This is a genomic window from Streptomyces filamentosus (assembly GCF_014654895.1).
GTDB lineage: Bacteria > Actinomycetota > Actinomycetes > Streptomycetales > Streptomycetaceae > Streptomyces > Streptomyces filamentosus.
Genome location: NZ_BNBE01000002.1, coordinates 578,341 through 602,626, shown reverse-complemented (window position 1 = coordinate 602,626; position 24,286 = coordinate 578,341). Strand labels below are relative to the sequence as shown.

Genomic DNA, 24,286 nt, shown 5'->3' with positions numbered 1-24,286 from the left:
CGGGCGGTTCCCCACCGGAGGGCGGCCGACAGCCGCCCTCCGCCGCATCCCGGGAAGACGAGCCGCAATGCGATCACCCCACCCCAGCCGGCGCCGTGTCCTCGCCGGCTCCCTGAGCGCCCTCGCCACCGCCGGCGTCCTCGGACCGACCGCGGGCTGCGCCGCGCCCTCGGCCGCCGCGTCCGGCCGCACCAGAATCCGGTTCTGGCACCTCTTCGGCGGTGGCGACGGAGTCAACATGCAGACGATGCTGGACGCCTTCCGCGCCGCCCGTCCGGACATCGAACTGGAGGCCACCACCCTCCAGTGGGGCGCCCCCTACTACACCAAGCTCGGCATGGCGGGCGCCGGAGGCCGCGCGCCGGAGGTCGCCGCGCTCCACATGGCACGGCTGGCCGGGTTCGGTCCCGGACGGCTCGTCGACCCGTTCGACCCCGACCTGCTCGCCGAGGCGGGCGTCCGCCCGGAGGACTTCCCCGAGGACCTGTGGCGGCGCGGACAGATCGACGGACGCCAGTACGCCGTCCCCCTCGACACCCACCCCCTCGTGCTCTACTACCAGACCGACATCTGCCGCAAGGCCGGCCTGATGGACGGGAAGCGCCTCAAGCCCATCGGAGGAGCCGCGGAGTTCACCGAGGCCCTGCGCGCCGCCAAGAGGGTGACCGGCGCGGCCGCCCTCGTCACCGAGACCCTCGGCCCCGACTGCATCACCCCCTGGCGCCTCTTCTCCACCTTCTACTCCCAGACCGGCGGCACCGTCCTCACCCCCGACGGCAAGGGGCTGGCCCTCGACGACGCCAAGGCCCTGCGGGTACTCGAGTACATGGCCTCGCTCGTGGACGAAGGGCTGTGGACGCGCCGCGCCGACTACGGCGCCTCCGTGGGCATCTTCAACCAGGGGCGGACGGCGTTCCACCTCAACGGCGACTGGGAGGTCACCACCTTCCGCACGGGCGGGACGCCCTTCTCGATGGCGCGGGTCCCCGCGCTGTTCGGACGGGCCACGGCACAGGCCGACTCGCACGCCTTCGTCCTGCCCCACCAGCGCGGCCGCGACACCGGGACGGACCGGGCCGCCTGCGCCTTCGTCGGCTGGATGCTGAAGAACTCCGTCGAGTGGGCGGCGGGCGGCCACGTGCCGGCGTACCGGCCCGTCCTCGCGGACCCCGCCTACCTCGCGCTCGATCCGCAGTCCGCCTACCGCGACGTGATCGACGACGTCGTGCTCGACGAACCGGCCTGGTTCGCCGGCTCCGCCTCCCGGATGTGGATCGAACTCGGCGAGGTGTTCTCGACGCTGCTCACCGGCTCCCGCACCCCCCGCGAGGCGCTCTCCGAGGCGAAGCGCCGGCTCGGGCGCCTCCTCGACACCCGCAACCCCCTTCCCGGAGTCGCGTCATGACCACGCTCACCCCCGCCGCTCCGGCCCCTTCGGCCTCCGGAACGGGCCGCGGCGCCGTCACGGCGCGCTCCCGGACCGCCCGCAGGAAGTGGACCGAGCACGGCCTCGTCTTCGTGGCCCCCTTCCTCGTCGTCTACGGCCTCTTTCTCGTCTGGCCCCTCATAAGCGGCCTCGGTATGAGCCTGACCAGCGAGAACATCACCGGCACCGAGGCGGAGTTCATCGGCCTGGACAACTACGCGGAGGCGCTGGCCGACCCGCAGATGTGGTCCTCGCTGTGGAACACCGTCTGGTTCACCGTCCTCTCCACCGTCCCGCTCGTCCTGGTCGGACTCGTGCTCGCCCTGCTCGCCCACCAGCTGCGGGTCGTGCAGTGGCTCTGGCGGATCAGCTGGTTCGCGCCCTTCCTGCTGCCCTCCGGCGTCGTCTGCATGCTGTTCGCGCAGATGATCTTCCCGCCGGGATTCGGGCTCGCCGACCAGCTCCTCGCCTCCGCCGGACTGGAACCCGGCATCGGCTGGCTGAGCGACGAACGCTACGCGATGCTCTCCATCGTCCTGACCACGGTGTGGTGGACGGTCGGGTTCAACTTCCTGCTCTACCTCGCGGCGCTCCAGGCCGTGCCGCAGCACCTGTACGAGGCGGCCGAGCTGGACGGCGCCGGCGCGTGGCGACGGCTGCTCCACATCACCCTGCCGCTCCTGCGGCGCACCACCGGCCTCGTGCTCGTCCTCCAGGTGCTCGCCTCGCTCAAGATCTTCGATCAGGTCTACCTGATGACCGGCGGCGGCCCCGACGACTCCACCCGGCCGATCCTGCAGTACGTCTACCAGCAGGGCTTCACCGGCTACCGGATCGGCTACGCGTCCGCCGTCTCCTACGTCTTCTTCGCCCTCGTCCTGATCGTCTCCCTGGTCCAGCCCGTGCTGGCCCGGCGCAAAGAGGAGGCCGGCAAGTGAGCCTCGCCGCCGTCCGTGACCGCACCGTCCGATCGTCCCGTACCGAGAGCCGCCGGCCCCGCTGGACCACGGGCAGGCTCTCGCTGCTCGCCATGGCGCTCGTCCTGGCCGCCGCCTGGCTGCTCCCCCTGCTCTGGGCCGTCGCCACCTCGCTCAAACCGGAGGGGGAGACGACCAGGACACCGCTGGAGTGGATCGGCTCGCGGATCACCTTCGAGGCGTACGCCAAGGTGTGGGAGTCGGGCGCCCTGCTGCGGTGGACGGTGAACTCCCTCGTCGTCTCCGGTCTGACCACCCTGCTCACCGTCGGCCTGTGCGCCATGGCCGCCTACGGCTTCACCCGGACCGCGTTCCGGGGACGCAAGCTCCTGTACGGCCTGGTCCTCGCGGGGATCATGGTGCCGCCCCAGGTCCTCATCGCACCGCTGTTCACCCAGATGGTCCGCATGGGGCTCGTGGACACCTACTGGGGAGTGATCCTGCCCCAGGTCGCCGTGCCCGCCATGGTGTTCATCCTGGTGAAGTTCTTCGAAGGGGTGCCCAGGGAACTGGAGGAGGCCGCCTTCGTCGACGGCGCCGGGCGCTGGCGGGTCTTCTGGACGATCGTCATGCCGCTGTCCCGGCCGGTCCTCGCGGCGGTCGCGATCTTCACCTTCATCTCCACGTGGAACAACTTCCTGTGGCCGTTCCTCGTGACCACGGACCCCCAGGCCATGACGCTCCCGGTGGGGCTGGTCAACGTCCAGTCCGGCTTCGGAGTCCGGTACGCCCAGATCATGGCCTCCCTGGTGATCGCGGGCCTTCCCCTGCTGCTCGTCTTCGCCCTGTTCCAGCGGCAGATCGTGCGGGGCATCGCCCACACGGGTCTGGCCGGCCAGTGAGTCCGTCGCGGTGCCCCGCCGGCGGTCCGGCGGGGCACCACGGCACCCGGCCCGCATCGACCGAGACCATGAACGACGTTCGACAGCGCGAACGGGGGGACACGGGTCCCTCCGCGGAGGACGGACATGAGTGACACCACCACCAACTGGGCGGGGAACATCACCTTCGGCGCGGAACGCCTCAGGGCCCCCGCCTCGGTCGAGGAGCTCCAGGAGCTGGTGGCCGGCTCCCGTGCCGTACGGGCCCTGGGAACCGGCCACTCCTTCAACGCGATCGCCGACACCACCGGGGACCTGGTGTCCACGGCCCGTCTGCCCCGCGTGCTCGACATCGACAGACGGGCCCGTACCGTCACCGTGAGCGGCGGAACCCGTTTCGGGGAGGTCACCGGCCTCCTCCACGAGGCCGGGCTCGCCCTGCACAACCTCGGTTCGCTGCCCCACATCTCCCTCGCCGGTGCCTGTGCGACCGGCACGCACGGGTCGGGGGACGGCAACGGCACCCTCGCCTCGGCCGTACGGGCCGTCACGTACGTCTCGGCCTCCGGCGGCCTCGTCACGACGCGGCGGGGCGACGACGACTTCGAGGGCTCCGTGGTCGCCCTCGGCGCCCTCGGCGTCGTCACCACGCTGACCCTGGACCTGGTGCCGGCCTTCGACGTCCGGCAGTGGGTCTACGAGGGCCTGCCCGTCACCGCGCTCCGCGGCGCCTTCGACGAGGTGATGTCCGCCGCGTACAGCGTCAGCCTCTTCACCCGCTGGCGGGGGGAGCTGATCGACCAGGTGTGGCTCAAGCGGCGCGCGGACGCCCCGGGGGCCGGGGCCGGGCCGTCGCGGTGGCTCGGTGCCGTCCGGGCCGACGGCCCGAGGCACCCCGTCCCCGGCATGCCGGCCGACTCCTGCACCCCGCAGCTGGGGCTGCCGGGCCCGTCCCCGTTCCGGCTCCCGCACTTCCGGCTGGAGCACACCCCGAGCAGCGGCGACGAACTGCAGTCGGAGTACTTCGTCGCCCGCGCGGACGCCGTCGCGGCCTTCGACGCCCTGCACGCCGTACGGAACGCCTTCGCCCCCCATCTGCAGGTGGGGGAGATCCGGAGCGTCGCCGCGGACGGCCACTGGCTCAGTCCGGCCCATCGGCGGGACTCCGTGGCCTTCCACTTCACCTGGCTGCCCGACACCGCCGCCGTGACGAAGGCCCTGCACGTGATCGAGGACGTCCTCGCCCCCTTCGCGGCCCGGCCGCACTGGGGCAAGCTCTTCGTCACGGAGCCCGAGACCCTGCGCGGTCTCTACCCCCGGTACCACCGTTTCGAGCGCCTGACGGCCGATGTCGACCCCACGGGCACGTTCCGCAACGACTTCGTCGCCCGCTGCTTCCCGCGGTGAGACGTCCGCGGAACACGGCCGGGGCGGGCCCCGCCGCCCGCCGACGGCGCCCCGGACCGCAGCGGCCCTGGACCGCCCCTTCACCCGCGAGCATGGCCCGGACGCCCCCTACGGCAACCGGCTCTCCGCCTGAAACGCAGGAGGGGGAGCCGGGGCGGCCCCGGCTCCCCCTCGCGAGCGGTGCGGTGGTGCGGTGACGTGGCGATGTGGTGACGGGGTGGTGTGGCGGGGTGGCGTCAGCCTCGGGTCCAGCGCTGGTTGGTGCCGTTCCAGCAGGTGTAGAGCTGGAGGAGGGTGCCGTTGGCGGTGCCGTTGGCGACGGCGTCGAGGCACAGGCCGGACTGGACGCCGACGATGGACCCGTCGGAGTTCAGGCGCCACTTCTGGTTGTCGCCGCCCCAGCAGGAGTAGATCTGGACCTTGGCGCCGTTGCCGGTTCCGGCGGCGTCCAGGCACTTGTCGCCGTAGACCCTGAGCTCACCGGACGCGGTGGCGGTCCACTGCTGGTTGGTGCGGTTGTTGCAGTCCCACAGCTGGACCTGGGTGCCGTCGGCGGTCGCGCTTCCGGGCACGTCCAGGCAGCGGCCCGAGGCGACTCCCTTGATCGGGCCGGCGCCGGGGGAGGGGGTCGGGGTGGGCGTCGGCGTCGGGTTCGGGTTCGTGGAGGCGGCGTTCAGGGCGTTGAGCACGGAGGTGTAGGCCGGCTTCTTGCTGCCGTCGGCGTTGAACAGCAGCGGTGTGTGCTCCGCCCGCCACGAGTCGGTGTCGCGCACGCCCCACACGGTGATGCCGAGGCAGCGGGAGACGGCCAGGCAGTCGTTGGTCACGGCGGCGTACGTCGTGGACGAGGCGCCCTGGATGTCGAGCTCGGTGACGGCCACGTCGACGCCGAGGGCGGCGAAACTCTGGAGGGTGGTGCGGAAGTTGCTGTTGTAGGGGCTGTCGTTGTTGAAGTGCGACTGGAAGCCGACGCAGTCGATCGGCACGCCGCGCTGCTTGAAGTCCTTGACCATCGCGTACACGGCCTGGGTCTTCGCCCAGGTCCAGTTCTCGATGTTGTAGTCGTTGTAGCAGAGCTTGGCGGCCGGGTCGGCGGTGCGCGCGGTGCGGAAGGCGACCTCGATCCAGTCGTTGCCGCTGCGCTGGAGGTTGGAGTCGCGCCGGGCTCCCGAAGTCCCGTCGGCGAAGGCCTCGTTGACGACGTCCCACTGGGGGACCTTGCCCTTGTAGTGGGTCATCACGCCGGTGATGTGGTTGTTCATCGCCTGCCTCAGCGCGCTGCCGCTGAGGCTCTGCATCCAGCCGGGCTGCTGGGAGTGCCAGGCGAGGGTGTGACCGCGGACCTGCTTGCCGTTCTGCGTCGCCCAGGCGTGGACGCGGTCGGCGGCGGTGAAGTCGAACCGCCCCTGCTGGGGTTCGGTGGCGTCGATCTTCATCTCGTTCTCGGCGGTCACCGAGTCGAACTCGCGGGCGGCGATCGTCGTGTACGCCGAGTCGCCCAGCCGGCCCGAGGCGATGGCGGTGCCGAAGTACCGGCCGCTCTGCTTCGCCGCGCTGCCGAGCGTGCTCTCGGCGGCGTGCGAGGTGAAGGGCGCCCCGAGCACGACGGCGGAACCGAGGACGCCGACGGCCAGCGCCGCGGACAGGACGCCCGCTTTCCGGCGGCCGGCGGACGGGGGAAGGACGGATGAGCGCATGGAAGGACCTCCAGGACGGGAATCGCGGAAGGACGTGGAGACGGCGTAAGGAATGTGCGCCGAAGGCGTCATCGCGGATGGACAAAAGACGCGCGCACGGTCCGGGCGTACCGAAAAAGGGGGACGCCGCCTCGGGAATAAGTGTGGAAACGCGGCGGAAACAAGTCAAGAGTTTCGAATTTGTTTCGAAGTCGACCGGGATCGAAATAATTTCGATGCGAGGCGTTCCTGAGCTGCGCCTGTCGGCAGGACGCCAGAGGACGGCCGGAAAACGGGCGGAAAGCGGACGGGAAACCGGAGCCGGCGCGGACATTCTCCGCTGCACGCGGACGGGCGGGGCCGAACCGAGTGAAAAGGGCAAGCGGTCGAAAGGCGGCCGCGGGGGCTGGGGAAAGGCGGATGCGCGCGCAGAGGGAAAACGGGAAGAAAATGCCGCCCCGCTCTCCTAGGAACGGGGCGGGGCGGTGGAGAGCCGGACCTTGAGTTCGGTCGAGAGCTCCATCCGGGGGCTGACGAGGGGCTGGTCCTCCAGGAGCTGGAACAGCGCGCGGGCGGCGAGCCGGCCCATCTCCTCCAGCGGCTGGCGGACCGTCGTCAGCGGCGGCGACAGCCAGTCGCACATCGGCAGGTCGTCGAAACCGACCACGCTGAGGTCCTCCGGGATGCTCAGCCCGGCCCGCCGCGCCGCCTCGTAGACGCCCATCGCCTGCTGGTCGCTGCCCGCGAAGACGGCGGTCGGCGGATCGGGGAGGGCGAGCAGTTCCCGGGCGCACCGGAACCCGCCCTCGTGCTGGAAGTCGCCGAACCGGATCAGGTCGCGGTCGACCTCGATCCCGGCCCGCTCCAGCGCGGCCCGGTACCCGTCGATGCGGGCCTGGCTGCAGAGCATCTCCCGGCGCCCGCCGATCGCGGCGATCCGGCGGTGCCCCCTCTCCAGCAGGTGCTCGGTGGCGGAGAGGCCGCCGGCCCAGTTGGTCGCGCCGATGCTCGGCACCCCGTTGTCCGGCAGGTCGATCGGGTCGATGACGACCAGTGCCACCCCGGCCCGTTCGACCTGGGCGCGCTGGGCCCGGGTGACCGCGGAGGTGACGAGGATGACGCCGTCGCTGTGGTGCAGGACCGGCAGCGCGGCCCAGCTCGACGGCGTGGCCTCGCCCGGCGGGACGAGCGACACGACGGTGCCGACGTTCCGCTGGGCGCACTCGGCCTCGACGCCGCGCAGGATCTCCACCGCCCACGCGCTGTCCAGGCCGCCGAGGATCAGGTCGACCAGGCCCGATCTGCGGGCCCTGCCCTGGCGGCCGGGGGAGAGGTAGTGGTGCGACCGCAGCAGGTTCTCGATCCGCTCGCGCGTCGACGGCGCGACGTCGGAGCGGCCGTTGACCACCTTGGACACGGTGGCCTGGGAGACGCCTGCCTCCGCGGCGATGACGGCCAGGGTCGGACGCTGCTGGCTCAACTTCTCTCCTCTGCGCGGGCGTCTGCGGCCGGTGACGGGTAACGCAAATGTTTCGAAGAGTTTCGGATCGTGTGACCGGCTTGTCAACCCTGGAAAACGCGCCTGGTTGTGGAGAGTTCGGCAAGAAGGCTTGACCGGGGGGCTTCGGGTTCCTAGTTTGTGGCACCGCGGAATTCGAGAGTATTACGAAAAGTTTTCGGTCTCGAATCGGCATTCCCCTCCCGGAGGTCCCATGACCAGCATCCCCCCCGAGCCGGCGGAGCTTCCTCGTGCTCTCCGGCCTGGCCGCACTGTCCGTCCCGCTGACCGCCGCCTGCGGCGGCGACCCGGGCGACGGTCCGGCGGCCGACGGCAAGGTGACGTTCGACTGGTGGAACATCGCCACCACGGAGCCGGGCAGGTCGCTCTTCCCGCGGATCGCCTCGGCGTTCATGGCCGCCCACCCCGACGTCCGCATCGAGACCACCTCGTTGGAGAACGAGGCGTTCAAGTCCAAGCTGACCGCGACGCCGTGCCGCTGGTCTACGCGGTGATCTCCGGGTTCAAGAGCACCGGCGAGCTGACGAGCAATCCCTTCGGGCTGCCGGAGCGGTGGAAGACCGGCAACTACACCGGCATCCTCGGCGACGGGATGTTCTGGCGGCAGATCGCCAACAGCGCCGGCATGGCGCTCGGCACGACGGTCTGCACGGTGGCGGCCTCCGCCATGGCGGCGTTCGCGCTGGCCCGCTACGCCTTCCGGGGCAGGGAACTGTTCTACATGCTCTTCACGATCGGGCTGATGTTCCCGTTCGCGGTGGCGGTGCTGCCGCTGTTCCTGCTGCTGCGGGACTTCTCCCTGCTCGACAACCCGCTCGGGGTGATCCTGCCGCAGGCCGCCTTCGGCCTCCCCATGACGATCATCATCCTCCGCGGCTTCTTCCGGACCGTCCCGGCGGAGATCGAGGAGGCGGCCGTCATGGACGGCTGCGGCAAGTTCCGCTTCTTCTGGAAGATCCTGCTGCCGATGGCCCGCCCGGCGCTCGGCACGGTCTCGGTGCTGGCGATCGTCGCGAGCTGGAACAACTTCTTCCTGCCGCTGCTGGTGTTCAACGACCCCGAGTGGCAGACCGTCCCGGTCGGCGTCCAGCAGTTCCAGGGCCAGTACTCGACCGACTACGCCCTCGTCCTCGCCTACATCGTGCTCGCCATGGTCCCCGCCCTGGCCTTCTACGCCGTCGCCGAACGCCAGCTGATCGGAGGTCTCACCGCGGGCGCCACCAAGGGCTGACCCGTCCGGAACCCGCCCCGCCTCCCCGCCCGGCTCCCCGATCCCCACCCCCCGATCCCCGAGGAGACCCCGTGAAACGCCCGACCGCGAAACGTCTGACCGCTTGGACGGCCGTCATGATGTTAGCGCTAACATCCCCTGCGGTGGCCGATCCCGTGCACCCCGCCGCCGGACCCGGACGCATCGCCGTCGACTTCCGCGCCGCCCTCCAGCCCATCGACGGCTTCGGCTTCTCGATGGCCTTCCAGCGGGCCGACCTGCTGCACGGCGCACGCGGCCTCGGCCCGGCCAAGCGACGCGAGGTGCTCGACCTGCTGTTCGACCGGGAGAAGGGCGCCGGCCTGTCGATCCTGCGCCTGGGCATCGGCTCGTCGACCGACCGGGTCTACGACCACATGCCGACGATCCTGCCGACCGACCCCGGCGGCCCGGACGCCACCCCGGCGTACGTCTGGGACGGCTGGGACGGCGGCCAGGTCTGGCTCGCCAAGGAGGCCAAGGCGTACGGCGTCGAACGGTTCTTCGCCGACGCCTGGAGCGCCCCGGCCTTCATGAAGACCGACGGGAGCGAGAACGACGGCGGCGAGCTCCGGCCCGCATGGCGCCAGGCCTACGCGAACTACCTCGTCCAGTACGTGAAGTTCTACCGGCAGGAGGGCATCGGGATCACCGACCTGGGGTTCACCAACGAACCCGACTGGACGGCGGCGTACGCCTCGATGCGGTTCACCCCGCAGCAGGCCGTCGACTTCCTCGAGGTGCTCGGGCCGACCGTCCGCGCCTCCGGCCTGAAGACCGGACTGGTCTGCTGCGACGCCGCCGGCTGGGACCGGCAGGCCGACTACACCCGGGCCGTCGAGGCGGACCCCGAGGCCGACGCGGCCGTACGGACCGTCACCGGGCACCGCTACAGCGGCCCGACCGACGCCCCGCAGCCGACCGACAAGCGCGTGTGGATGTCGGAGTGGTCGCCGGACGGCACCACCTGGAACGAGAACTGGGACGACGGCAGCGGCTACGACGGCCTCACCGTCGCGGCCGACATCCAGCACACCCTGACCACCGGCAACGCCTCCGCCTACGTCTACTGGACCGGTGCGTCCCTCGGCGCGACCCGGGGGCTCGTCCGGCTCGCCGACCCCGGCGACGACTACCGGGTGTCCAAGCGGTACTGGGCACTGGCCGCCTTCAGCCGCTTCATCCGCCCCGACGCCGTCCGCGTCCCGGTCGAGAACCCCGACCCGGCCCTGAGCGTCACCGCCTTCCGGAACGCCGACGGCAGCCGTGTCATCGAGATCCTCAACACCGCGACCACCCCGCGCACCACCGAACTCGCCCTGCGCGGCGGGCCCGGCCGGCGTCCCGACGCCTACGTCACCGACGAGACCCGCTCGCTCACCCCGGCCGACGCCGTCACCACCCGCGGCGCGCACCTCACCGCGAAGCTCGCCCCCCGCGCGCTCACCACCCTCGTCCTCGACTGAGACCCACCACCCCACCAGGAGCTCCCATGTCCACGCCCCGGAAGCGCACCACGTCCCGGACGCGCACCGCGACCCGGATCCTCACCGCCCTCTCCGCCACCGCCTGCCTCGCGGCCGGCCTCGCCGTCGCCCCCGCGACCGCCGGCCCCCGGCCCGCGCCCCTCGGCGACCTGGCGAAGAAGCACCACCGCTACTTCGGCTCCGCCGTCGACGGCCCCGGCTTCGCCGACCCCGCCTACCTGAAGCTCCTCGGCAGCGAGTTCGGACAGCTCACCCCCGCCAACGCCATGAAGTGGTACGCCACCGAACCCGAGCGCGGCGTCTTCGACTTCACCGCCGCCGACCAGGTCGTCTCCTTCGCCCGGGCCCATCACCAGAAGGTCCGCGGCCACACCCTCCTCTGGCACAACCAGCTCCCCGCCTGGCTCACCGAGGGCACCTGGACCGCCGGCGAACTGCGCGCCGTCCTCAAGAACCACATCCAGACCGTGGTCCGGCACCACAAGGGCCGGATCATGCACTGGGACGTCGTCAACGAGGCGTTCGAGGAGGACGGCACCTACCGCGAGTCCCTCTTCTACAAGACGCTCGGCCCCGGCTACATCGCCGACGCCCTGCGCTGGGCCCACGAGGCCGACCCGCACGCCAAGCTCTACCTCAACGACTACAACGTCGACGGGATCGGCCCCAAGAGCGACGCCTACCACCGGCTGATCAAGCAGCTGAAGGCCGACGGCGTCCCCGTGGACGGCTTCGGCATCCAGGGCCACCTGGCGCTCCAGTACGGCTTCCCCGCCGACGTCCGGCAGAACATGCAGCGCTTCGCCGACCTCGGCGTCGAGGTCGCCGTCACCGAGCTCGACATCCGGATGCGGCTGCCCGCCACACCGGAGAAGCTCGCCACCCAGGCCACCTGGTACGCCGACTACGTCGAGGCGTGCCTGGCCGTCGAGAAGTGCGTCGGCGTCACCGTCTGGGACTACACCGACAAGTACTCGTGGATCCCCGGCGTCTTCCCCGACGAGGGCGCGGCGCTGCCCTACGACGAGCACCTGAGGCCCAAGCCCGCCTACCACGCGGCCAAGGCGGTGCTGGGCGGATGATCCGAACGGCGATCGTCGGGACGGGCGGGATCGCCGGCGCCTGCCACGTCCCCGCCCTCCGGGCCCAGGCGCACCGGGCCGAGATCGTGGCCGTCGTCGACGCGGACGCCCTGCGCGCCGAGGAGTTCGCGGCCGAGCACGGCGTCCCCGCGGTCCACACCGACCTCCACGCGATGCTCCGGGAGCAGCGGCCGGACCTCGTGCACCTGTGCACGCCCCCGTTCCTCCACGCCGACCAGGCGGTGGCCTGCCTGGAGGCGGGGGCATGGGTGTGGTGCGAGAAGCCGGTGGCGCTGTCGCTGGCCGGACTCGACCGGATCCGCGCCGCCGAGGGACCGGCCCGCGCCGGCGCGGTGTTCCAGCACCGGTACGGCACGGGGGCCCGCTACCTGCGCGACCTGATCGCGGCCGGGACGCTGGGCCGCCCGCTGGTGGCGCAGTGCGTCACGGCCTGGTACCGCGACGACACCTACTACGAGGTGCCCTGGCGCGGCACCTGGGAGCGCGAGGGCGGCGGCCCGACGCTGGGGCACGGCATCCACCAGATGGACCTGATGCTCGCGGTGCTCGGCGCCTGGGCCGAGGTCCGCGCGATGGCCGGCCGGCTGGAGCGCGACGTCCGCACCGAGGACGTGTCCACGGCCCTGGTCCGGTTCGAGAACGGAGCCCTCGCCACGGTCGTCAACAGCGTCCTCTCCCCCCGCGAGGAGAGCTACCTGCGCTTCGACCTCACCGGGGCCACGGTCGAACTGCGGCACCTGTACGGCTACTCCAACGCGGACTGGACCTTCACCCCCAGGTCGCCCGGCCCGGCGTGGGACCCGCCGGACGACCTCCCCAGCTCGCACACCGCCCAGCTCGCGGCCTTCCTGGACGACTACGAGGCGGGCGTCCGGCCCGACCTCGGCAGACCCACCATGGAACTGGTGACCGCCCTGTACAAGGCCGCCCTCACCGGCCGGCCGGTGAGGCGCGGGGAGATCGACGTGACCGACCCCTTCCACGCCTCGCTCCACGGAGGACGCCCGGAGGTGTTCCGATGACCTTCGCACTCGTCGAGGACGAGGACGCGCTGACCGTACGGACCCGCGGCACCGACCTCTTCCGGTACGTGCACCGGCCGGTCATGGACCCCTTCGAGGCGCCGAAGCCCTATCTGCACCCGGTGCGCACGCTCGCCGGCGACGTGGTCACCGGCTACCGGCCGCACGACCACCGCTGGCACAAGGGCATCCAGCTCACCGCGTCGTGGCTGTCGGGACAGAACTTCTGGGGCGGCGGCACCTACCTGCGCGGCCGGGGCTACGTCGACCTGCCCAACCTCGGCACGATGCGCAGCCGCGCCCTGTCCGCCGAGGCGGACCGCGACCGCGCCGTCGTCACCGAGGACCTGGCCTGGCACACGATGGCGGGGGAGCACTGGATCGACGAGCGCCGCACGCTCACCGCGTGCGACGTCGGGCCCGACGCATGGACCCTGGAGGTCACCACCGCGCTGACCAACGTCCGCGGCACCGCGCTGCTGTTCGGCAGCCCCGGCACCCAGGGCAGGGAACTCGCCGGATACTCCGGCCTCTTCTGGCGCGGCCCGCGCGACTTCACCGGCGGCGAGGTGATCGGCCCCGCGATGGGGGAGGCGGGGGACTGGCTGGCCTTCGTCGGCCGGCACGACGAGGTCGACCGCTCCTCCACCCTCCTGTTCCTGGACGATCCGGCGGCCCCCGGCCGGTGGTTCGTCCGCAGCGAACCGATCCCCGCCGTCAACCCCTCCCTGGCCTTCGACCGGGAACTGCCCCTGCCCCCGGGCGGCGTCCTGCAACGCCGCTACCGGATCGTCGTCGCCGACGGCGCGTGGACCCCCGAGCGCCTCTCCCGCCACGTCGGGGAGCACCCGTGGTGACCCCGTTCCCCGGCGGCGTGGGGATCTCCGGCGTGACCGTGTACGACGGGCGGGCCGCGGACGGACGGTGCGGGGGCACGCCCCATATGCACCTGGTCTGCTCGGAGGCGTACGTCGTCACCGGCGGCGCGGGCAGCGTCCAGACCCTCACCGCCACCGGCTTCGCCGAGACCCCGCTGCGCCCCGGCGACGTCGTCTGGTTCACCCCCGGCACGATCCACCGCCTCGTCAACGCCGGCGGCCTGCGGCTCGTGGTGCTCATGCAGAACAGCGGGCTTCCCGAGGCGGGCGACGCCGTCTTCACCTTCCCCGCTCCCGTGCTCGCCGACCCCGAGGCGTACCGCGCGGCGGCCGCCCTCACCGGCGACCCCGCCGCGGCGGTGCGCCGCCGCCGCGACCTGGCCGTCGAAGGGTTCCTCGCCCTGCGGGAGCGCGGGCTGCGGGAGTTCCACGCCGCGGCCCACCGCCTGAAGCGCGAGCTCCTGGACGACTGGCGGGCCCGCTGGCGCGACGGTCCGCTCGCCGCGGCCCTCACGACCGGCCGCCAGCTGGAACGGCTGCGGGCCGGAGACCTCTCGTACCTCCGCCGCGGCGAAGTGTCGCGGCGGGAGCGCCCGGAGCGCCCCCTCTTCGGCATGTGCGGCCTCCTCCACCCCTATACCGGCCCCGCCCTCCCGACGCGGTCCCCGCGCGGCCCGGCGGAGTCTTCCCCCGTCCCTCCCACGAAGGAGACCTCCTGATGAGACTGAGCCGTCCACCCCTGATCCTGGGCCTTGTCCTCGCGGTCCTGTCGTCCCTGCTGCTCGGGGCGTCCCTCCTGAGCGCCCCGCCCGCCGCCGCCGCGACCGTCGACACCGGCGCCTGGTACGTCCTGGTCAACCGCAACAGCGGCAAGGCCCTCGACGTCTACAACCTGTCGACCGCCGACGGCGCCCGCATCACCCAGTGGACCAGGAACGACCAGAACCAGCAGCAGTGGCAGTTCGTCGACTCCGGCGGCGGCTACTACCGCCTCAAGTCCCGCCACTCCGGAAAGGTGCTCGACGTCCAGGGCGCCTCCACCGCCAACGGCGCCGCGGTCACCCAGTGGTCCGACGCGAACGCCGCCAACCAGCAGTGGCGACTGGCCGACAGCCCGGACGGCCACGTGAGGCTCGTCGCGCGCCACAGCGGCAAGGCCCTGGAGACGCAGGGCGCCGCCACGACCGACGGCGCGAACATCGTCCAGTACGACGACTGGGCCGGCGCCAACCAGCAGTGGCGGCTCGTCAAGGTCGGCGGCGGCACCCCCGGCACGTGCGCCCTCCCCTCGACGTACCGCTGGTCGTCGACGGGCGCGCTCGCGCAGCCCAAGGCGGGCTGGGCCTCCCTCAAGGACTTCACCGTCGCCCCCTACAACGGCAAGCACCTCGTCTACGCGACCACGCACGGCGCCGCCGGGACGGGAGCGGGCTGGGGCTCGATGAACTTCACCCCGTTCACCGACTGGTCGCAGATGGCCTCGGCCGGCCAGAACTCGATGGCGAACTCCGTCGTCGCGCCCACCCTCTTCCACTTCGCCCCGAAGAACATCTGGGTGCTCGCCTACCAGTGGGGCAGGACCGCCTTCTCCTACCGGACCTCCACCGACCCCACCGACCCGAACGGCTGGTCCGCCGAGCAGGAGCTCTTCTCCGGCACCATCGCCGACTCCGGCACGGGCCCCATCGACCAGACGCTCATCGGCGACGGGACGAACATGTACCTGTTCTTCGCCGGTGACAACGGCAAGATCTACCGGGCGAGCATGCCGATCGGGAACTTCCCCGGCAGCTTCGGAAAGACCTCGACGGTCGTCATGAGCGACACGACGAACAACCTCTTCGAGGCCCCGCAGGTCTACAAGCTCCAGGGCCAGGACCGCTACCTCATGATCGTCGAGGCGATCGGTTCGCAGGGCCGGTACTTCCGCTCCTTCACGGCCACCAGCCTCAACGGCACGTGGACGCCCCAGGCCGCGACCGAGGCCAACCCCTTCGCCGGCAAGGCCAACAGCGGCGCCACCTGGACCGACGACATCAGCCACGGCGAACTGGTCCGCGCCGGCGCCGACCAGACCATGCCCGTCGACCCGTGCAACCTGCGGTTCCTCTACCAGGGCCGCGCCCCCGACTCGGGCGGCGACTACGGCCAGTGGCCCTACCGGCCGGGCCTGCTGACCCTCCAGCGCTGACCGGACGGAAGCGCAAGGGGCGCCCGGCGGCACCGCCGCCGGGCGCCCCCGTCACGCGCCTCGGACGCCGCGCACCTCCTGGACGGGGAAGCGGGGCTCCTCCCGGGGGGAGGAGGGGGACGGGAGAGGGGCGCCGGAGCCGGTCAGGCGTCGGCGACGGGGGAGGTGCCCAGCCGGATGTTGTCCACCGCCCAGAACCAGTTGTTGCCCGCGTGGTGGACCCGGAAGCCCACCTTCACCGAGCGCGCGTCGGCCGGCACCGGGAAGGAACAGGTCACGAGGCGGTTCTGCTGGTCGCGGCCGCCGTTGGTGTTCCCCGACGCCGCGCCGGAGTAGTGCAGCACCCGGGAGGTGGCGCCGGTGTCGAAGACCACGGTCACCTCGGCCTCCTGCGGGCTCTCCTGCCGGTAGTGGGAGTCGAAGCCCAGGTACAGCGTCGGGGTCCCCGCCGGGATCGCGACCGGGGGCGTCGTCAGCGTCGAGTCGAAGGCGCCGCGGCCGGACGGGCTGCCCGTGTCGTCCCAGTCGTCGGGGTCGGCGACGGCGACGACGCCCAGGGACCGGCCGAACGCGCCGCGCTCCTGCCCGGCCGGGAACCAGAACTGCCGGGACAGGAACGACCAGCCGTTGAGCTCCTCCGTGCCCTGCGGCATCCCGGCCGCGTTGGTGACCGTCCACCCCTCGGGGGCGGTCCGCGTCCAGCCCCGCAGCCCCGGACGGCTCAGGTCGGTGGCCGGGGCCAGCCGGTCGGCGAGGGACTCGAAGTTCTCGCCGAGCAGGTAGCCGGTCATCACCGGGCCCACCCGGACGGCCAGCGACCCGCTCCGCTCCACCGCCGCGCCGCCCGCCCCGCGCCCTCCGACGGTCGCCTTCAGCGTCGCCGAGGTGCGGGCCGCCGACGCGGGCGCCGTGACCCTCCAGACCACCTTCACCGACGTACGGGCCGGAACCGAGCCCGGGACGCCGGCGACCGGCTCGGCACGCCATCCGTCAGGGACCGCCAGCGCCGCCGACAGGGCGGTGAGCGGGACGGCCCCCGCGTTGGTGACGGTCGCGGTCACGGCCAGCGGCTCCCCCGGGTACAGCGCGCAGCCGTCGGTGCCGGGGGAACTCGCCGGCGCGGTCAGGGCGAGGCTCACCGCGCGGGCGACCTCGGCCCGGACCCGGGCGTCCGCGACCCGCAGCAGACCGTCGCCCTCGGCGCGGGCGACGACGGCGAGGGTGGCGGCGGTGGCGTCCGCCGCGGGCGTGACGAGGAACCGCAGCTCCGCCGACCCGCCGCCGGGCAGGCTCCGCGGGACCGGTCCGGAGGGCTCGACCGTCCAGCCGGCCGGTGCCGGCAGCGACACCACGAGGTTCCGCAGCCGGCCCGTCCCCTCGTTGCGTATGCGCACCGCGACCTCGGCGGGGCTGCCCTGCACGAACGGGGCGGTCAGCGGCGGCAGCGGCTCCGGCAGGGTGAACGCCGCGCTCAGCACCGGTCCGGTGCCGATCGCCGGGTCGGTGGCGCCCGGTCCGGCGTCCGCGGGCCGGCCGGACATCCGCCGCAGGAAGCGCGGGTCGTCCTCGTCGAGCACCACGACGTCGTACCAGCCGTGCCGGGCGAGCGGCACGGACACGGTCCGCGTCCGGCCGGGCGCCAGCCGGACGGTCCGCACGCCGCCCTCGCCGCGCCGCGGATGGGTGGACTCGCCGACCAGGAGCGTCCGGGTCCGCCCCGACGGGTTGTGGCACTCCACGTCCACGCTGCGGGCGTGGCCGCGCTCCACGACGTGCGCCTCGGCCCCGACGCCCGCGCCGCGCAGTTCCCACAGGGCCCAGCCGGGGCCGTGCACCTGGAGGTCGTAGCCCTCGGGGCCGTACGGCAGGCTGCCGTCGGCGCTGTCCCGGCCGGCCACGGTCCAGGTGCGCGGGGCGGTACCGTCCCCCGGGTACGCGGTGATCGCGGCGGCCCGCCGCCCCTCGTTGCCGAGCTCCAGCCGCACCTCGGCGCCGGTGACGGTGGCGCGTAGCGAGAGCCGGTACGGGGAGGGCCGGGTGGGGCGGACGCCGGGCTCCTGGACGGGCCGCTCCTGCGTCTTCGGCGGCACCGGGTTCCAGCGGCCGACCGGAGCCGGGACCGCGCCGGGCCGCTCCACCTCGGGCTGCGGGTGGGCGCGGTCGAAGTCGAACACGGAGGTCAGGTCGCCGAAGACGCCGCGCCGCCAGGCACTGATGTTCGGTTCTTGGACCCCGGTCCACTTCTCCAGGAACCGGATCACCGAGGTGTGGTCGAAGAGTTCGGAGTTCACGAATCCGCCGACCGTCCAGGGGGACACCACGGTCATCGGGACGCGCGGTCCCGGGCCGACGGGGCGGCCGCCCACCCAGTCGTCGCCGTCGCCGCCGTCGGGCCGGGGGGCGGTGGGGGCGGGGACGTGGTCGAAGTAGCCGTCGTTCTCGTCGAAGTTGATGAACAGCGCGGTTTTCGACCAGGTCTTCGGGTCCGAGGCGATGGCGTCCAGCAGGTCGTAGACGAGGCCGGCGCTGCCGACGGGCGTGGAGGAGCCGGGGTGTTCGGACAGCGCGGCCGTGGGCACCACCCAGCTGACCTCCGGGAGGGTCCCGGCCGCGATGTCGGCCTTGATCCGGGTGAGCAGGGTGCCCGGTTCGGAGCGGTGGGCGCCGCGCAGGAACAGCCGGCGCTCGTCCTCGGGCAGGGCGTCGACCGCGCTGCGGAACCGGGCCAGGTCGGCCCGCCGCTCGCCGTCGCCCTTCGCCCACAGCTTGTCGTAGAACTCCTCGGTGGTGGCGTACGGGAACCCGGCGGCGGTGAGGATCTTCCGGCCGATCCGCTTCCACGGCTTGAAGTACTCCACCGCGTTGTCGGTGAAGTTGTCCCACTCCTGGTAGATCTGCCAGGACACCCCGGCGGCCTCCAGCCGCTCCGGGTAGGTGGTCCAGTCGTAGCCGGCATGGCCGTAGGAGTAGGCGGCGTTGGTGACGGCCCGGCCCCCGCCGTTCGGCTCGAACCCGGTGGTGCCCGTCCACAGGTAGTTGCGGTTGGGGTTCGTCGAGCCGAAGACGGAACAGTGGTAGGCGTCGCAGATGGTGAAGCGGTCGGCGAGTTCGTACTGGAGCGGGATGTCGCGCCGGTCGTAGTGGGCCATGGTGCTCTGCCCCTTGGCCGCGACCCAGTCGTTCCACCAGCCGTTCGCGCGGGCCTGCACCCCGTCGGCGAAACCGTGCGGCAGCGAGCCCAGGTACTGGATGTCGCTCTCGGGCCGTCCGGCCTCCACGGCCGCCTGCCGCGCCGAGAACGGCAGGACGGCGGGCCCGCCGGACCGGGGCTGCTCGAACACGCTCGTGCCGTCGGGCAGCCGCAGCGCCCTCCGGTCGCCGAAGCCGCGCACACCCCGGAGCGCACCGAAGTAGTTGTCGAAGGAACGGTTCTCCTGCATCAGCACGATGACGTGTTCGATGGCCCGGAGACCGCCGCGCGGCATGGGGGCGGCCATGGCCGTCAGGAGGGAGGGCGGCAGGACGGAGAGCGCGGAGCCCGCGGCGAGGGTGCCGAGGACCTTGCGGCGTGAGAAGTCGGACATGGCGGGGAGGCTATGACGCGGCACGACGCCTCCAACACCCGTCGAGCCAGGGGTTCGCCCACTGTTCACGCGGGGGACGCGTACGAAATCCGCAGGTCAAGGCCATGATCGCGATGTCTGGACGGCCTGGCGGGGGCGGGACCGGCGGGGCGGGGCCGGCACGGGCGTGGCGGGAGCGGGCGTGGCGGGCGGTCGCGCGCGCCGGTTCGGTACGCCCGCCGCCCCGGCGGCCGTCGTGCCCTCGGGGAGCGCCCGGCAAGGGTCTCCCCGTGTCGGCGGGGGACTTTCCCTCTTTCCGGCGATCGCCGCTGGTCACTTGTGGTGAACAGGACTTCGGCGCCGTTCCCGGTGCCGTGGCGGGGACGTTGGGACGGGCGTGAGTACCGCAAGCGCATCTCCGATACTGACCGCTCCTCTCGTCGCCCCCGCCCCTCCTGTCGTGCACGACTCGGGCGCGGACTCCGCGCCCGGCGACATAGTCGTCGCCGCCTGCACCACCCTCGGCGCCACCCTGGTCGTCCATCTCGCCGGGGAGATCGACCACCACAGCGCCGCCCCGCTGCGCACCCTTCTGGCCTCGGCGGCCGACAACGGCTACACGGGCCTCGTCCTGGACACCGCGCACGTCACCTTCTGCGACTCCGCCCTCCTCGCCGTCCTGGACTGGTGGCCCCGCCGAGGCCGGCGCCTCAGCCTGGCGAACCGCTCCCGAGCCGTGCGGCACCTGCTGGAGGCGGCCGACTCCGTCTGGCGGCAGGACCCCCGGAGCGCCTTCCGTGACAGGAACGACCGGCGCCGCCGGCCGTCCCCTTCCACGCCGAAGAACACGGACGGCGGTGCGCCGGCGGCGCGGGCCGCCGGCGGGCGGTAGCCCCTGACGGACCGGCACGACGCCGTCGGACCGGTGCCGGGAGGCAGGGGGGCCGGTCCGACGGCTCGGCCGTCGGCGTGCTGCCGAGGGTGTGGCAGGGTGGTGGGCACGTGGGCCTCCGGGGCCCGTGGACATGAACGTGAACGTGAAAGAGGTATGCCGTGAACGAGACCGAACTCCGGGCGCTGTTCGACGAGATCGACACGGACGGCGACGGCCGGATCAACATCGTCGAGCTGGCGGAGGGCTTCAAGGCCGAGGGTGCCCGCGGGCACCTCGCGGAAGAGGTCAAGAAGGCCATGACGGCCGACGCGAACCACGACGGGGTCCTCGACTTCGACGAGTTCCGCACCCTGCTGAAGTAGCGTCGGTTCCGACGGCACGGGCGCCTGGACCCGCTCCGGGCGCCCGCCTCCCCGCCTCCCCCTCGCACGGACCTTGCGGCGGGAGGCGGCGCGCTCCTCCGGGGGGCGCCGGGCGGCGACGGCGGGACGGCGCTCAGAAGGGCTCGGCGACGACCCAGTGCTCGACCAGGAGGCCGTCGACCACCCGGACCATGTCCATGCCCATGACCTCGAACCGCTTCCCGGTCGGGGGCTGGCCGAAGAAGTCTCCGGTGTGGGTGCCGGTGATCCGGTAGCGGTTGGCCACCCACTCACCGTTCTCGATGCTGTGCAGCGTGGTGACGGTGAAGTCGGGGACTCCGGCGAGGATGCCTTCCCACTTGCGCCGCCACTGGGCTCGGTCGGACGCGACGCCCTGGTCGAGCGAGTGCGGGTCGATGTGCCGCAGGGCGGCGTCGAAGTCACCGGTGGCGCGCAGGGCGTTGATCGCGCGTACCACCTCGGCAGGGCTGTGAGACGTCATGGCTGGGTCTCGGCTCTCTGAAAGCGGGGAGACTCCCCGGATCGTTGTTCGTGGCACGATACGGGGAGTTTCCCCGGATCGGCAAGGAGGGCGCCGTGGCTGAGAGGCCGGCCCGCAAGGACGCGCAGCGCAACCGGGCCCGGTTGCTCGAGACGGCGACACAGGTCTTCCACGAGGTCGGCGCCGATGCCCCCTTCGACCTGATCGCCGTGCGGGCCGGGGTCTCGAACGCGACGCTGTACCGGCATTTCCCGACGCGCCGCCAACTGCTCACCGCCGTCTACGCGCAGACCATCGACGCGCTGTGCGCCGAAGCCCGGAGGCGAGTCGAGGACGGTGACGACGAGGCCCTGTTCGACTGGTTTGGTGTCGTCGTGGACCGGATGCAGGACAGCCGCGGACTGCGCGAGACCCTCGTCGCCGCCTACGCGCTCGCACCCGAGGAGCCGACCCCCGAGGTGGACGAGTGGCACGAACGCATCCGGGTCACCGCCGAGCCGCTGTTCACCCGGGCGCTCCACCGCGGCCGGATCCGCTTGTCACTGCCCTGGCCCGAGGTCCTGGCCCTGGTCACCTCCGTGGCCGGTGCCGCTGGCCCGGACCGGACGGCTGCGGCCCGTATGCTCGCCGTCGTCGTCGCCGGCCTCCGCACGCCCGAGTCGACGGCGCACCGGACCGTGCCCCCGCCGCGGGCCTGAGCCGCCGCCGGCCACCCGGCTGCCGGCGGAGCGGCGGCGGGCCGGGGTCAGGCCGTCTGCGGCCCCATGATCCGGACGAGGAGGTCGTCCAGGCTGACCAGGCCGGTGAGTTCGCCGTCGGCGTCGCGTACGAGGGCGAGGGAGGCGCGTCGCCGGCGGAGGTGCTCGATGGCGTCGGAGACGGTGTCGGTGGCGGTCAGCTCCGGTACGGGACGGGCGAGGTCGCGTGCGGTGAGGTCCCTGCCGCGGGTGCGGGCGACGAGGACGTCACGGGCGTGCACCGAGCCGAGGACGCGGTCGCCGTCCCGGACGAGGAGGCGGGAGCGGTCGGCGTCGGACGCCTGGGCGAGGACGGCGTCGAGTCCGGCGCCCGCGTCGACGGCGACGATGTCGGCGGCCGGGGTCTGGAGTGCGGCCACGGGGGTCTGCGGCTCGGTGAGGGAGCGGGTGATGAGCTGGGAGTCGGTCCTGTTGATCAGGCCGAGGCGCTCGGACTCCTCCACCAGGTGGGTGAGCTGCTCCCGGTTGTGGACGGCGGCCAGCTCGTCGCGGGGCTGGACGCGGCACATCCGTACGAGGGCGTTGCTGATCTTGTTGAGGAGCCAGATCAGCGGGCGCACGGCCTTGACGACGGCCCGGAACGGCGGGGTGAGCAGCATGGCGGAGCGCTCGGGATGGGCGATGGCCCAGGACTTGGGGGCCATCTCGCCGAGGACCATGTGGAGGAAGACGACGACGATCATGGCGACGGCGAACGCGATGCCGTAGCTGAGCGCCTCCGGCAGGCCGAGTTCGACGAGCAGCGGGTCGAGTTCGTGGGAGATGGCGGGTTTGGAGATGGCGCCGAGGCCGAGGGTGCACAGGGTGATGCCGAGCTGGGCGCCGGCGAGCATCAGGGACAGCTCGCGCATGCCGGCGAGGGCGGCCCTGGCGCCGCGCTGCCCGTCGGCGGCCGCCTTCTCGATGCGGTGGCGCTTGGCGGCGACGAGCGCGAACTCGGCGGCGACGAAGAATCCGCTGCCGACGAGGAGCAGGACGGTGACGAACAGGGCCATGGGGAAGCTCATGCCTGGGCCTCCTCGGCGGTGGTGGGGACGTGTTCGATGCGGACGCGTCCGGGGACGTGGCGGTCGAGGCTGAGGACGTCGATGCGGACGCCGTCGACGGTGAGGTGGTCGCCGATGGTCGGGAAGCGGCCGAGGCGGTCGATGACCAGGCCGGCGACGGTGTCGTAGTCGTCGTCCCCGGGCAGCGCGATGCCGGTGGCGTCCTCGACCTCGTCGAGGCGGCGGCCCGCGTCCACCCGCCAGCCGTTCCCGTCCGGGACGGCGAGCGCGACCACCGTGTCGCTCTCGTCGGCGATGTCACCGACTAGCTCCTCGGCGATGTCCTCGTACGTGACGATGCCGGCGACACCGCCGTGCTCGTCCAGGACCACGGCGAACTCGTCGTCCGCCTCCCGCATCCGCGCCACCGCCTGCGGCAGGGGCAGGGTGTCGGGCAGCAGCAGCGGCGCCCGGTCTGCCTCCCCCGCGGTGAGGGCGTCGAACCGGTCGGCGGGCAGCCGGGCGAGGTCGCGCACGCCGAGGACGCCGGCGACGTCGTCGGGGTGGTCGCCGAGGACGGGGTAGTTGGAGTGGCCGTGCCGTGCGATCAGCTCGACCGCCTCGGTGAGCGTGGCGTCCTTGCGGACGAAGACGGCGTCGGCGCGCGGCACCATCACCTCGTCCAGGGTCCGCTCGGAGAACTCCAGCGCGTGGTCCAGCAGCTCGGCGGTGTCGGCCGGCAGCTGACCCTGCTCGTGGGACTCGCCGATGAGATGGCTGAGCTCCTCCAGGGTGGCGCCGTGGTGCAGCTCCTCGACGGGCTCGATGCCGACCTTCCGCAGGAGCTTGTTCGCGGCGCCGTCGAAGACGCGGACGACCGGCCCGACGGCCTTCAGGTAGAGGAGGGTGGAGGGGGCCAGGGACTTGGCGAGCCGCTCGGGGACGGCGAGCGCGAGGTTCTTCGGCGCCAGTTCGCCCAGGACCATCTGGAGGACGGTCGCGATGACGAAGGCGAGGACGACGGAGATCGCCGACACCGCCCCGTCCGACAGGCCCGTCCCGTCGAGCGCGGGCTCGAGCAGGGCGGAGACGGACGGTTCGGCGAGGAAACCGACGACGAGGCCGGTCACGGTGATGCCGAGCTGGGCGCCCGACAGCATGAAGGAGAGGCGTTCGAGGACCTTCAGCGCGCGGGCCGCGCGCTTGTCGCCGGCCTCCGCCTCACGGGCGAGGGCGATCCGGTCGGCGGCGACGTAGGAGAACTCCTGGGCCACGAAGTAGCCGGTGCCGGCGGTCAGGACGAGGACGGCCAGCAGGCCGAGAGCGGCGTTCATCGGCTTCCGCACCCCGTTCGTACGGAGGGACGCGTCGTTCTGGCGGACAAGCAGGGGCTCCTTCGTGGGACGGCTGTCGGTTCCGAGTATCGGCGGGTGCGTCGCGTACGACGCGGGTCGGTGACGGCCC

21 protein-coding genes are annotated in these 24,286 nt (G+C 72.5%); 15 read left to right on the top strand and 6 right to left on the bottom strand.

Going from position 1 to position 24,286, the window contains the following annotated elements:
- Positions 1 to 67 precede the first annotated feature (67 nt).
- The 4 genes from IE326_RS21715 (at position 68) to IE326_RS21700 (ending at position 4,631) form a co-directional block, all read left to right on the top strand.
- Positions 68 to 1,405, top strand: coding sequence for an extracellular solute-binding protein (locus IE326_RS21715; RefSeq protein ID WP_150226421.1), 1,338 nt, complete (start codon positions 68 to 70; stop codon positions 1,403 to 1,405).
- Positions 1,402 to 2,364, top strand: coding sequence for a carbohydrate ABC transporter permease (locus IE326_RS21710; protein WP_190042693.1), 963 nt, complete (start codon positions 1,402 to 1,404; stop codon positions 2,362 to 2,364). The genes IE326_RS21715 and IE326_RS21710 overlap by 4 nt, the downstream gene beginning before the upstream one ends.
- On the top strand, positions 2,361 to 3,245 hold the full coding sequence (locus IE326_RS21705; RefSeq protein WP_229915554.1) for a carbohydrate ABC transporter permease: 885 nt from the start codon (positions 2,361 to 2,363) through the stop codon (positions 3,243 to 3,245). Before IE326_RS21710 ends, IE326_RS21705 begins: the two co-directional genes overlap by 4 nt.
- A 126-nt stretch (positions 3,246 to 3,371) precedes the next feature.
- Positions 3,372 to 4,631 carry an FAD-binding protein gene (locus IE326_RS21700; protein WP_190042692.1) on the top strand — a complete coding sequence of 420 codons (1,260 nt, stop codon included), beginning with the start codon at positions 3,372 to 3,374 and terminating at the stop codon, positions 4,629 to 4,631.
- 236 nt (positions 4,632 to 4,867) lie between these two features.
- Here the strand turns inward: IE326_RS21700 and IE326_RS21695 are convergent, their stop codons facing one another.
- Positions 4,868 to 6,328 carry an endo-1,4-beta-xylanase gene (locus tag IE326_RS21695; RefSeq protein ID WP_190042691.1) on the bottom strand — a complete coding sequence of 487 codons (1,461 nt, stop codon included), beginning with the start codon at positions 6,326 to 6,328 and terminating at the stop codon, positions 4,868 to 4,870.
- A gap of 445 nt (positions 6,329 to 6,773) precedes the next feature.
- On the bottom strand, positions 6,774 to 7,787 hold the full coding sequence (locus IE326_RS21690; protein ID WP_150226416.1) for a LacI family DNA-binding transcriptional regulator: 1,014 nt from the start codon (positions 7,785 to 7,787) through the stop codon (positions 6,774 to 6,776).
- A gap of 269 nt (positions 7,788 to 8,056) precedes the next feature.
- Here IE326_RS21690 and IE326_RS21685 point away from each other — a divergent pair, with 269 nt between their 5' ends.
- The 8 genes from IE326_RS21685 to IE326_RS21655 all read left to right on the top strand — a co-directional run bounded on the left by IE326_RS21685 (position 8,057) and on the right by IE326_RS21655 (position 15,756).
- Positions 8,057 to 8,320 carry a hypothetical protein gene (locus tag IE326_RS21685; protein WP_229915553.1) on the top strand — a complete coding sequence of 88 codons (264 nt, stop codon included), beginning with the start codon at positions 8,057 to 8,059 and terminating at the stop codon, positions 8,318 to 8,320.
- On the top strand, positions 8,299 to 9,057 hold the full coding sequence (locus tag IE326_RS21680; RefSeq protein WP_150226415.1) for a carbohydrate ABC transporter permease: 759 nt from the start codon (positions 8,299 to 8,301) through the stop codon (positions 9,055 to 9,057). Before IE326_RS21685 ends, IE326_RS21680 begins: the two co-directional genes overlap by 22 nt.
- A gap of 143 nt (positions 9,058 to 9,200) precedes the next feature.
- Positions 9,201 to 10,541: a glycoside hydrolase family 30 protein gene (locus tag IE326_RS21675; protein WP_229915552.1), complete on the top strand. Its 1,341-nt coding sequence runs from the start codon at positions 9,201 to 9,203 to the stop codon at positions 10,539 to 10,541.
- Between the two features lie 26 nt (positions 10,542 to 10,567).
- On the top strand, positions 10,568 to 11,644 hold the full coding sequence (locus IE326_RS21670) for an endo-1,4-beta-xylanase (RefSeq protein WP_190042689.1): 1,077 nt from the start codon (positions 10,568 to 10,570) through the stop codon (positions 11,642 to 11,644).
- Entirely contained in the window at positions 11,641 to 12,687 is a 1,047-nt protein-coding gene (locus IE326_RS21665; protein ID WP_190042688.1) for a Gfo/Idh/MocA family protein, read from the top strand. The genes IE326_RS21670 and IE326_RS21665 overlap by 4 nt, the downstream gene beginning before the upstream one ends.
- Positions 12,684 to 13,544, top strand: a complete 861-nt coding sequence (locus tag IE326_RS40870; RefSeq protein WP_150226411.1) for a DUF6807 domain-containing protein — start codon at positions 12,684 to 12,686, stop codon at positions 13,542 to 13,544. The genes IE326_RS21665 and IE326_RS40870 overlap by 4 nt, the downstream gene beginning before the upstream one ends.
- Positions 13,541 to 14,284 carry a cupin domain-containing protein gene (locus tag IE326_RS40865; RefSeq protein WP_229915673.1) on the top strand — a complete coding sequence of 248 codons (744 nt, stop codon included), beginning with the start codon at positions 13,541 to 13,543 and terminating at the stop codon, positions 14,282 to 14,284. The genes IE326_RS40870 and IE326_RS40865 overlap by 4 nt, the downstream gene beginning before the upstream one ends.
- Positions 14,284 to 15,756, top strand: a complete 1,473-nt coding sequence (locus IE326_RS21655; RefSeq protein WP_150226410.1) for a non-reducing end alpha-L-arabinofuranosidase family hydrolase — start codon at positions 14,284 to 14,286, stop codon at positions 15,754 to 15,756. The genes IE326_RS40865 and IE326_RS21655 overlap by 1 nt, the downstream gene beginning before the upstream one ends.
- 143 nt (positions 15,757 to 15,899) lie before the next feature.
- Here IE326_RS21655 and IE326_RS41715 read toward each other — a convergent pair whose 3' ends face one another.
- On the bottom strand, positions 15,900 to 19,340 hold the full coding sequence (locus tag IE326_RS41715) for a phosphocholine-specific phospholipase C (RefSeq protein WP_190042686.1): 3,441 nt from the start codon (positions 19,338 to 19,340) through the stop codon (positions 15,900 to 15,902).
- Positions 19,341 to 19,779: 439 nt separating this feature from the next.
- On the opposite strand from IE326_RS41715, the gene IE326_RS21645 reads away from it, so the two are divergent.
- Positions 19,780 to 20,211, top strand: a complete 432-nt coding sequence (locus tag IE326_RS21645; protein ID WP_170313756.1) for an STAS domain-containing protein — start codon at positions 19,780 to 19,782, stop codon at positions 20,209 to 20,211.
- A gap of 161 nt (positions 20,212 to 20,372) precedes the next feature.
- Positions 20,373 to 20,576, top strand: a complete 204-nt coding sequence (locus IE326_RS21640) for an EF-hand domain-containing protein (RefSeq protein ID WP_150226407.1) — start codon at positions 20,373 to 20,375, stop codon at positions 20,574 to 20,576.
- 133 nt (positions 20,577 to 20,709) lie between these two features.
- Here the strand turns inward: IE326_RS21640 and IE326_RS21635 are convergent, their stop codons facing one another.
- The gene (locus IE326_RS21635; protein WP_150226406.1) at positions 20,710 to 21,078 is read right to left on the bottom strand and encodes an ester cyclase; all 369 of its coding nucleotides are present in this window, start codon (positions 21,076 to 21,078) and stop codon (positions 20,710 to 20,712) included.
- A 95-nt stretch (positions 21,079 to 21,173) separates the two neighbouring features.
- Between IE326_RS21635 and IE326_RS21630 the strand changes: the two genes are divergently transcribed.
- Positions 21,174 to 21,776 (top strand): TetR/AcrR family transcriptional regulator, encoded by a 603-nt coding sequence (locus IE326_RS21630; RefSeq protein WP_190042685.1) that lies wholly within the window; start codon positions 21,174 to 21,176, stop codon positions 21,774 to 21,776.
- A 47-nt stretch (positions 21,777 to 21,823) separates the two neighbouring features.
- Here the strand turns inward: IE326_RS21630 and IE326_RS21625 are convergent, their stop codons facing one another.
- Together IE326_RS21625 and IE326_RS21620 are read right to left on the bottom strand one after the other, a co-directional pair.
- Positions 21,824 to 22,843 carry a hemolysin family protein gene (locus tag IE326_RS21625; RefSeq protein WP_190042684.1) on the bottom strand — a complete coding sequence of 340 codons (1,020 nt, stop codon included), beginning with the start codon at positions 22,841 to 22,843 and terminating at the stop codon, positions 21,824 to 21,826.
- Complete coding sequence (locus tag IE326_RS21620; protein WP_190042683.1) at positions 22,840 to 24,156, bottom strand: hemolysin family protein; 1,317 nt, start codon at positions 24,154 to 24,156, stop codon at positions 22,840 to 22,842. Before IE326_RS21620 ends, IE326_RS21625 begins: the two co-directional genes overlap by 4 nt.
- Between the last annotated feature and the right edge of the window lie 130 nt (positions 24,157 to 24,286).

Coding starts and splice junctions, on each gene's coding strand:
- IE326_RS21625 (WP_190042684.1), bottom strand. CDS start 22,843: ATGAGCTTCCCCATGGCCCTGTTCGTCACCGTCCTGCTCCTCGTCGGC.
- IE326_RS21710 (WP_190042693.1), top strand. CDS start 1,402: ATGACCACGCTCACCCCCGCCGCTCCGGCCCCTTCGGCCTCCGGAACG.
- IE326_RS21700 (WP_190042692.1), top strand. CDS start 3,372: ATGAGTGACACCACCACCAACTGGGCGGGGAACATCACCTTCGGCGCG.
- IE326_RS21670 (WP_190042689.1), top strand. CDS start 10,568: ATGTCCACGCCCCGGAAGCGCACCACGTCCCGGACGCGCACCGCGACC.
- IE326_RS21665 (WP_190042688.1), top strand. CDS start 11,641: ATGATCCGAACGGCGATCGTCGGGACGGGCGGGATCGCCGGCGCCTGC.
- IE326_RS21715 (WP_150226421.1), top strand. CDS start 68: ATGCGATCACCCCACCCCAGCCGGCGCCGTGTCCTCGCCGGCTCCCTG.
- IE326_RS21655 (WP_150226410.1), top strand. CDS start 14,284: ATGAGACTGAGCCGTCCACCCCTGATCCTGGGCCTTGTCCTCGCGGTC.
- IE326_RS41715 (WP_190042686.1), bottom strand. CDS start 19,340: ATGTCCGACTTCTCACGCCGCAAGGTCCTCGGCACCCTCGCCGCGGGC.
- IE326_RS21620 (WP_190042683.1), bottom strand. CDS start 24,156: ATGAACGCCGCTCTCGGCCTGCTGGCCGTCCTCGTCCTGACCGCCGGC.
- IE326_RS21635 (WP_150226406.1), bottom strand. CDS start 21,078: ATGACGTCTCACAGCCCTGCCGAGGTGGTACGCGCGATCAACGCCCTG.
- IE326_RS21695 (WP_190042691.1), bottom strand. CDS start 6,328: ATGCGCTCATCCGTCCTTCCCCCGTCCGCCGGCCGCCGGAAAGCGGGC.
- IE326_RS40870 (WP_150226411.1), top strand. CDS start 12,684: ATGACCTTCGCACTCGTCGAGGACGAGGACGCGCTGACCGTACGGACC.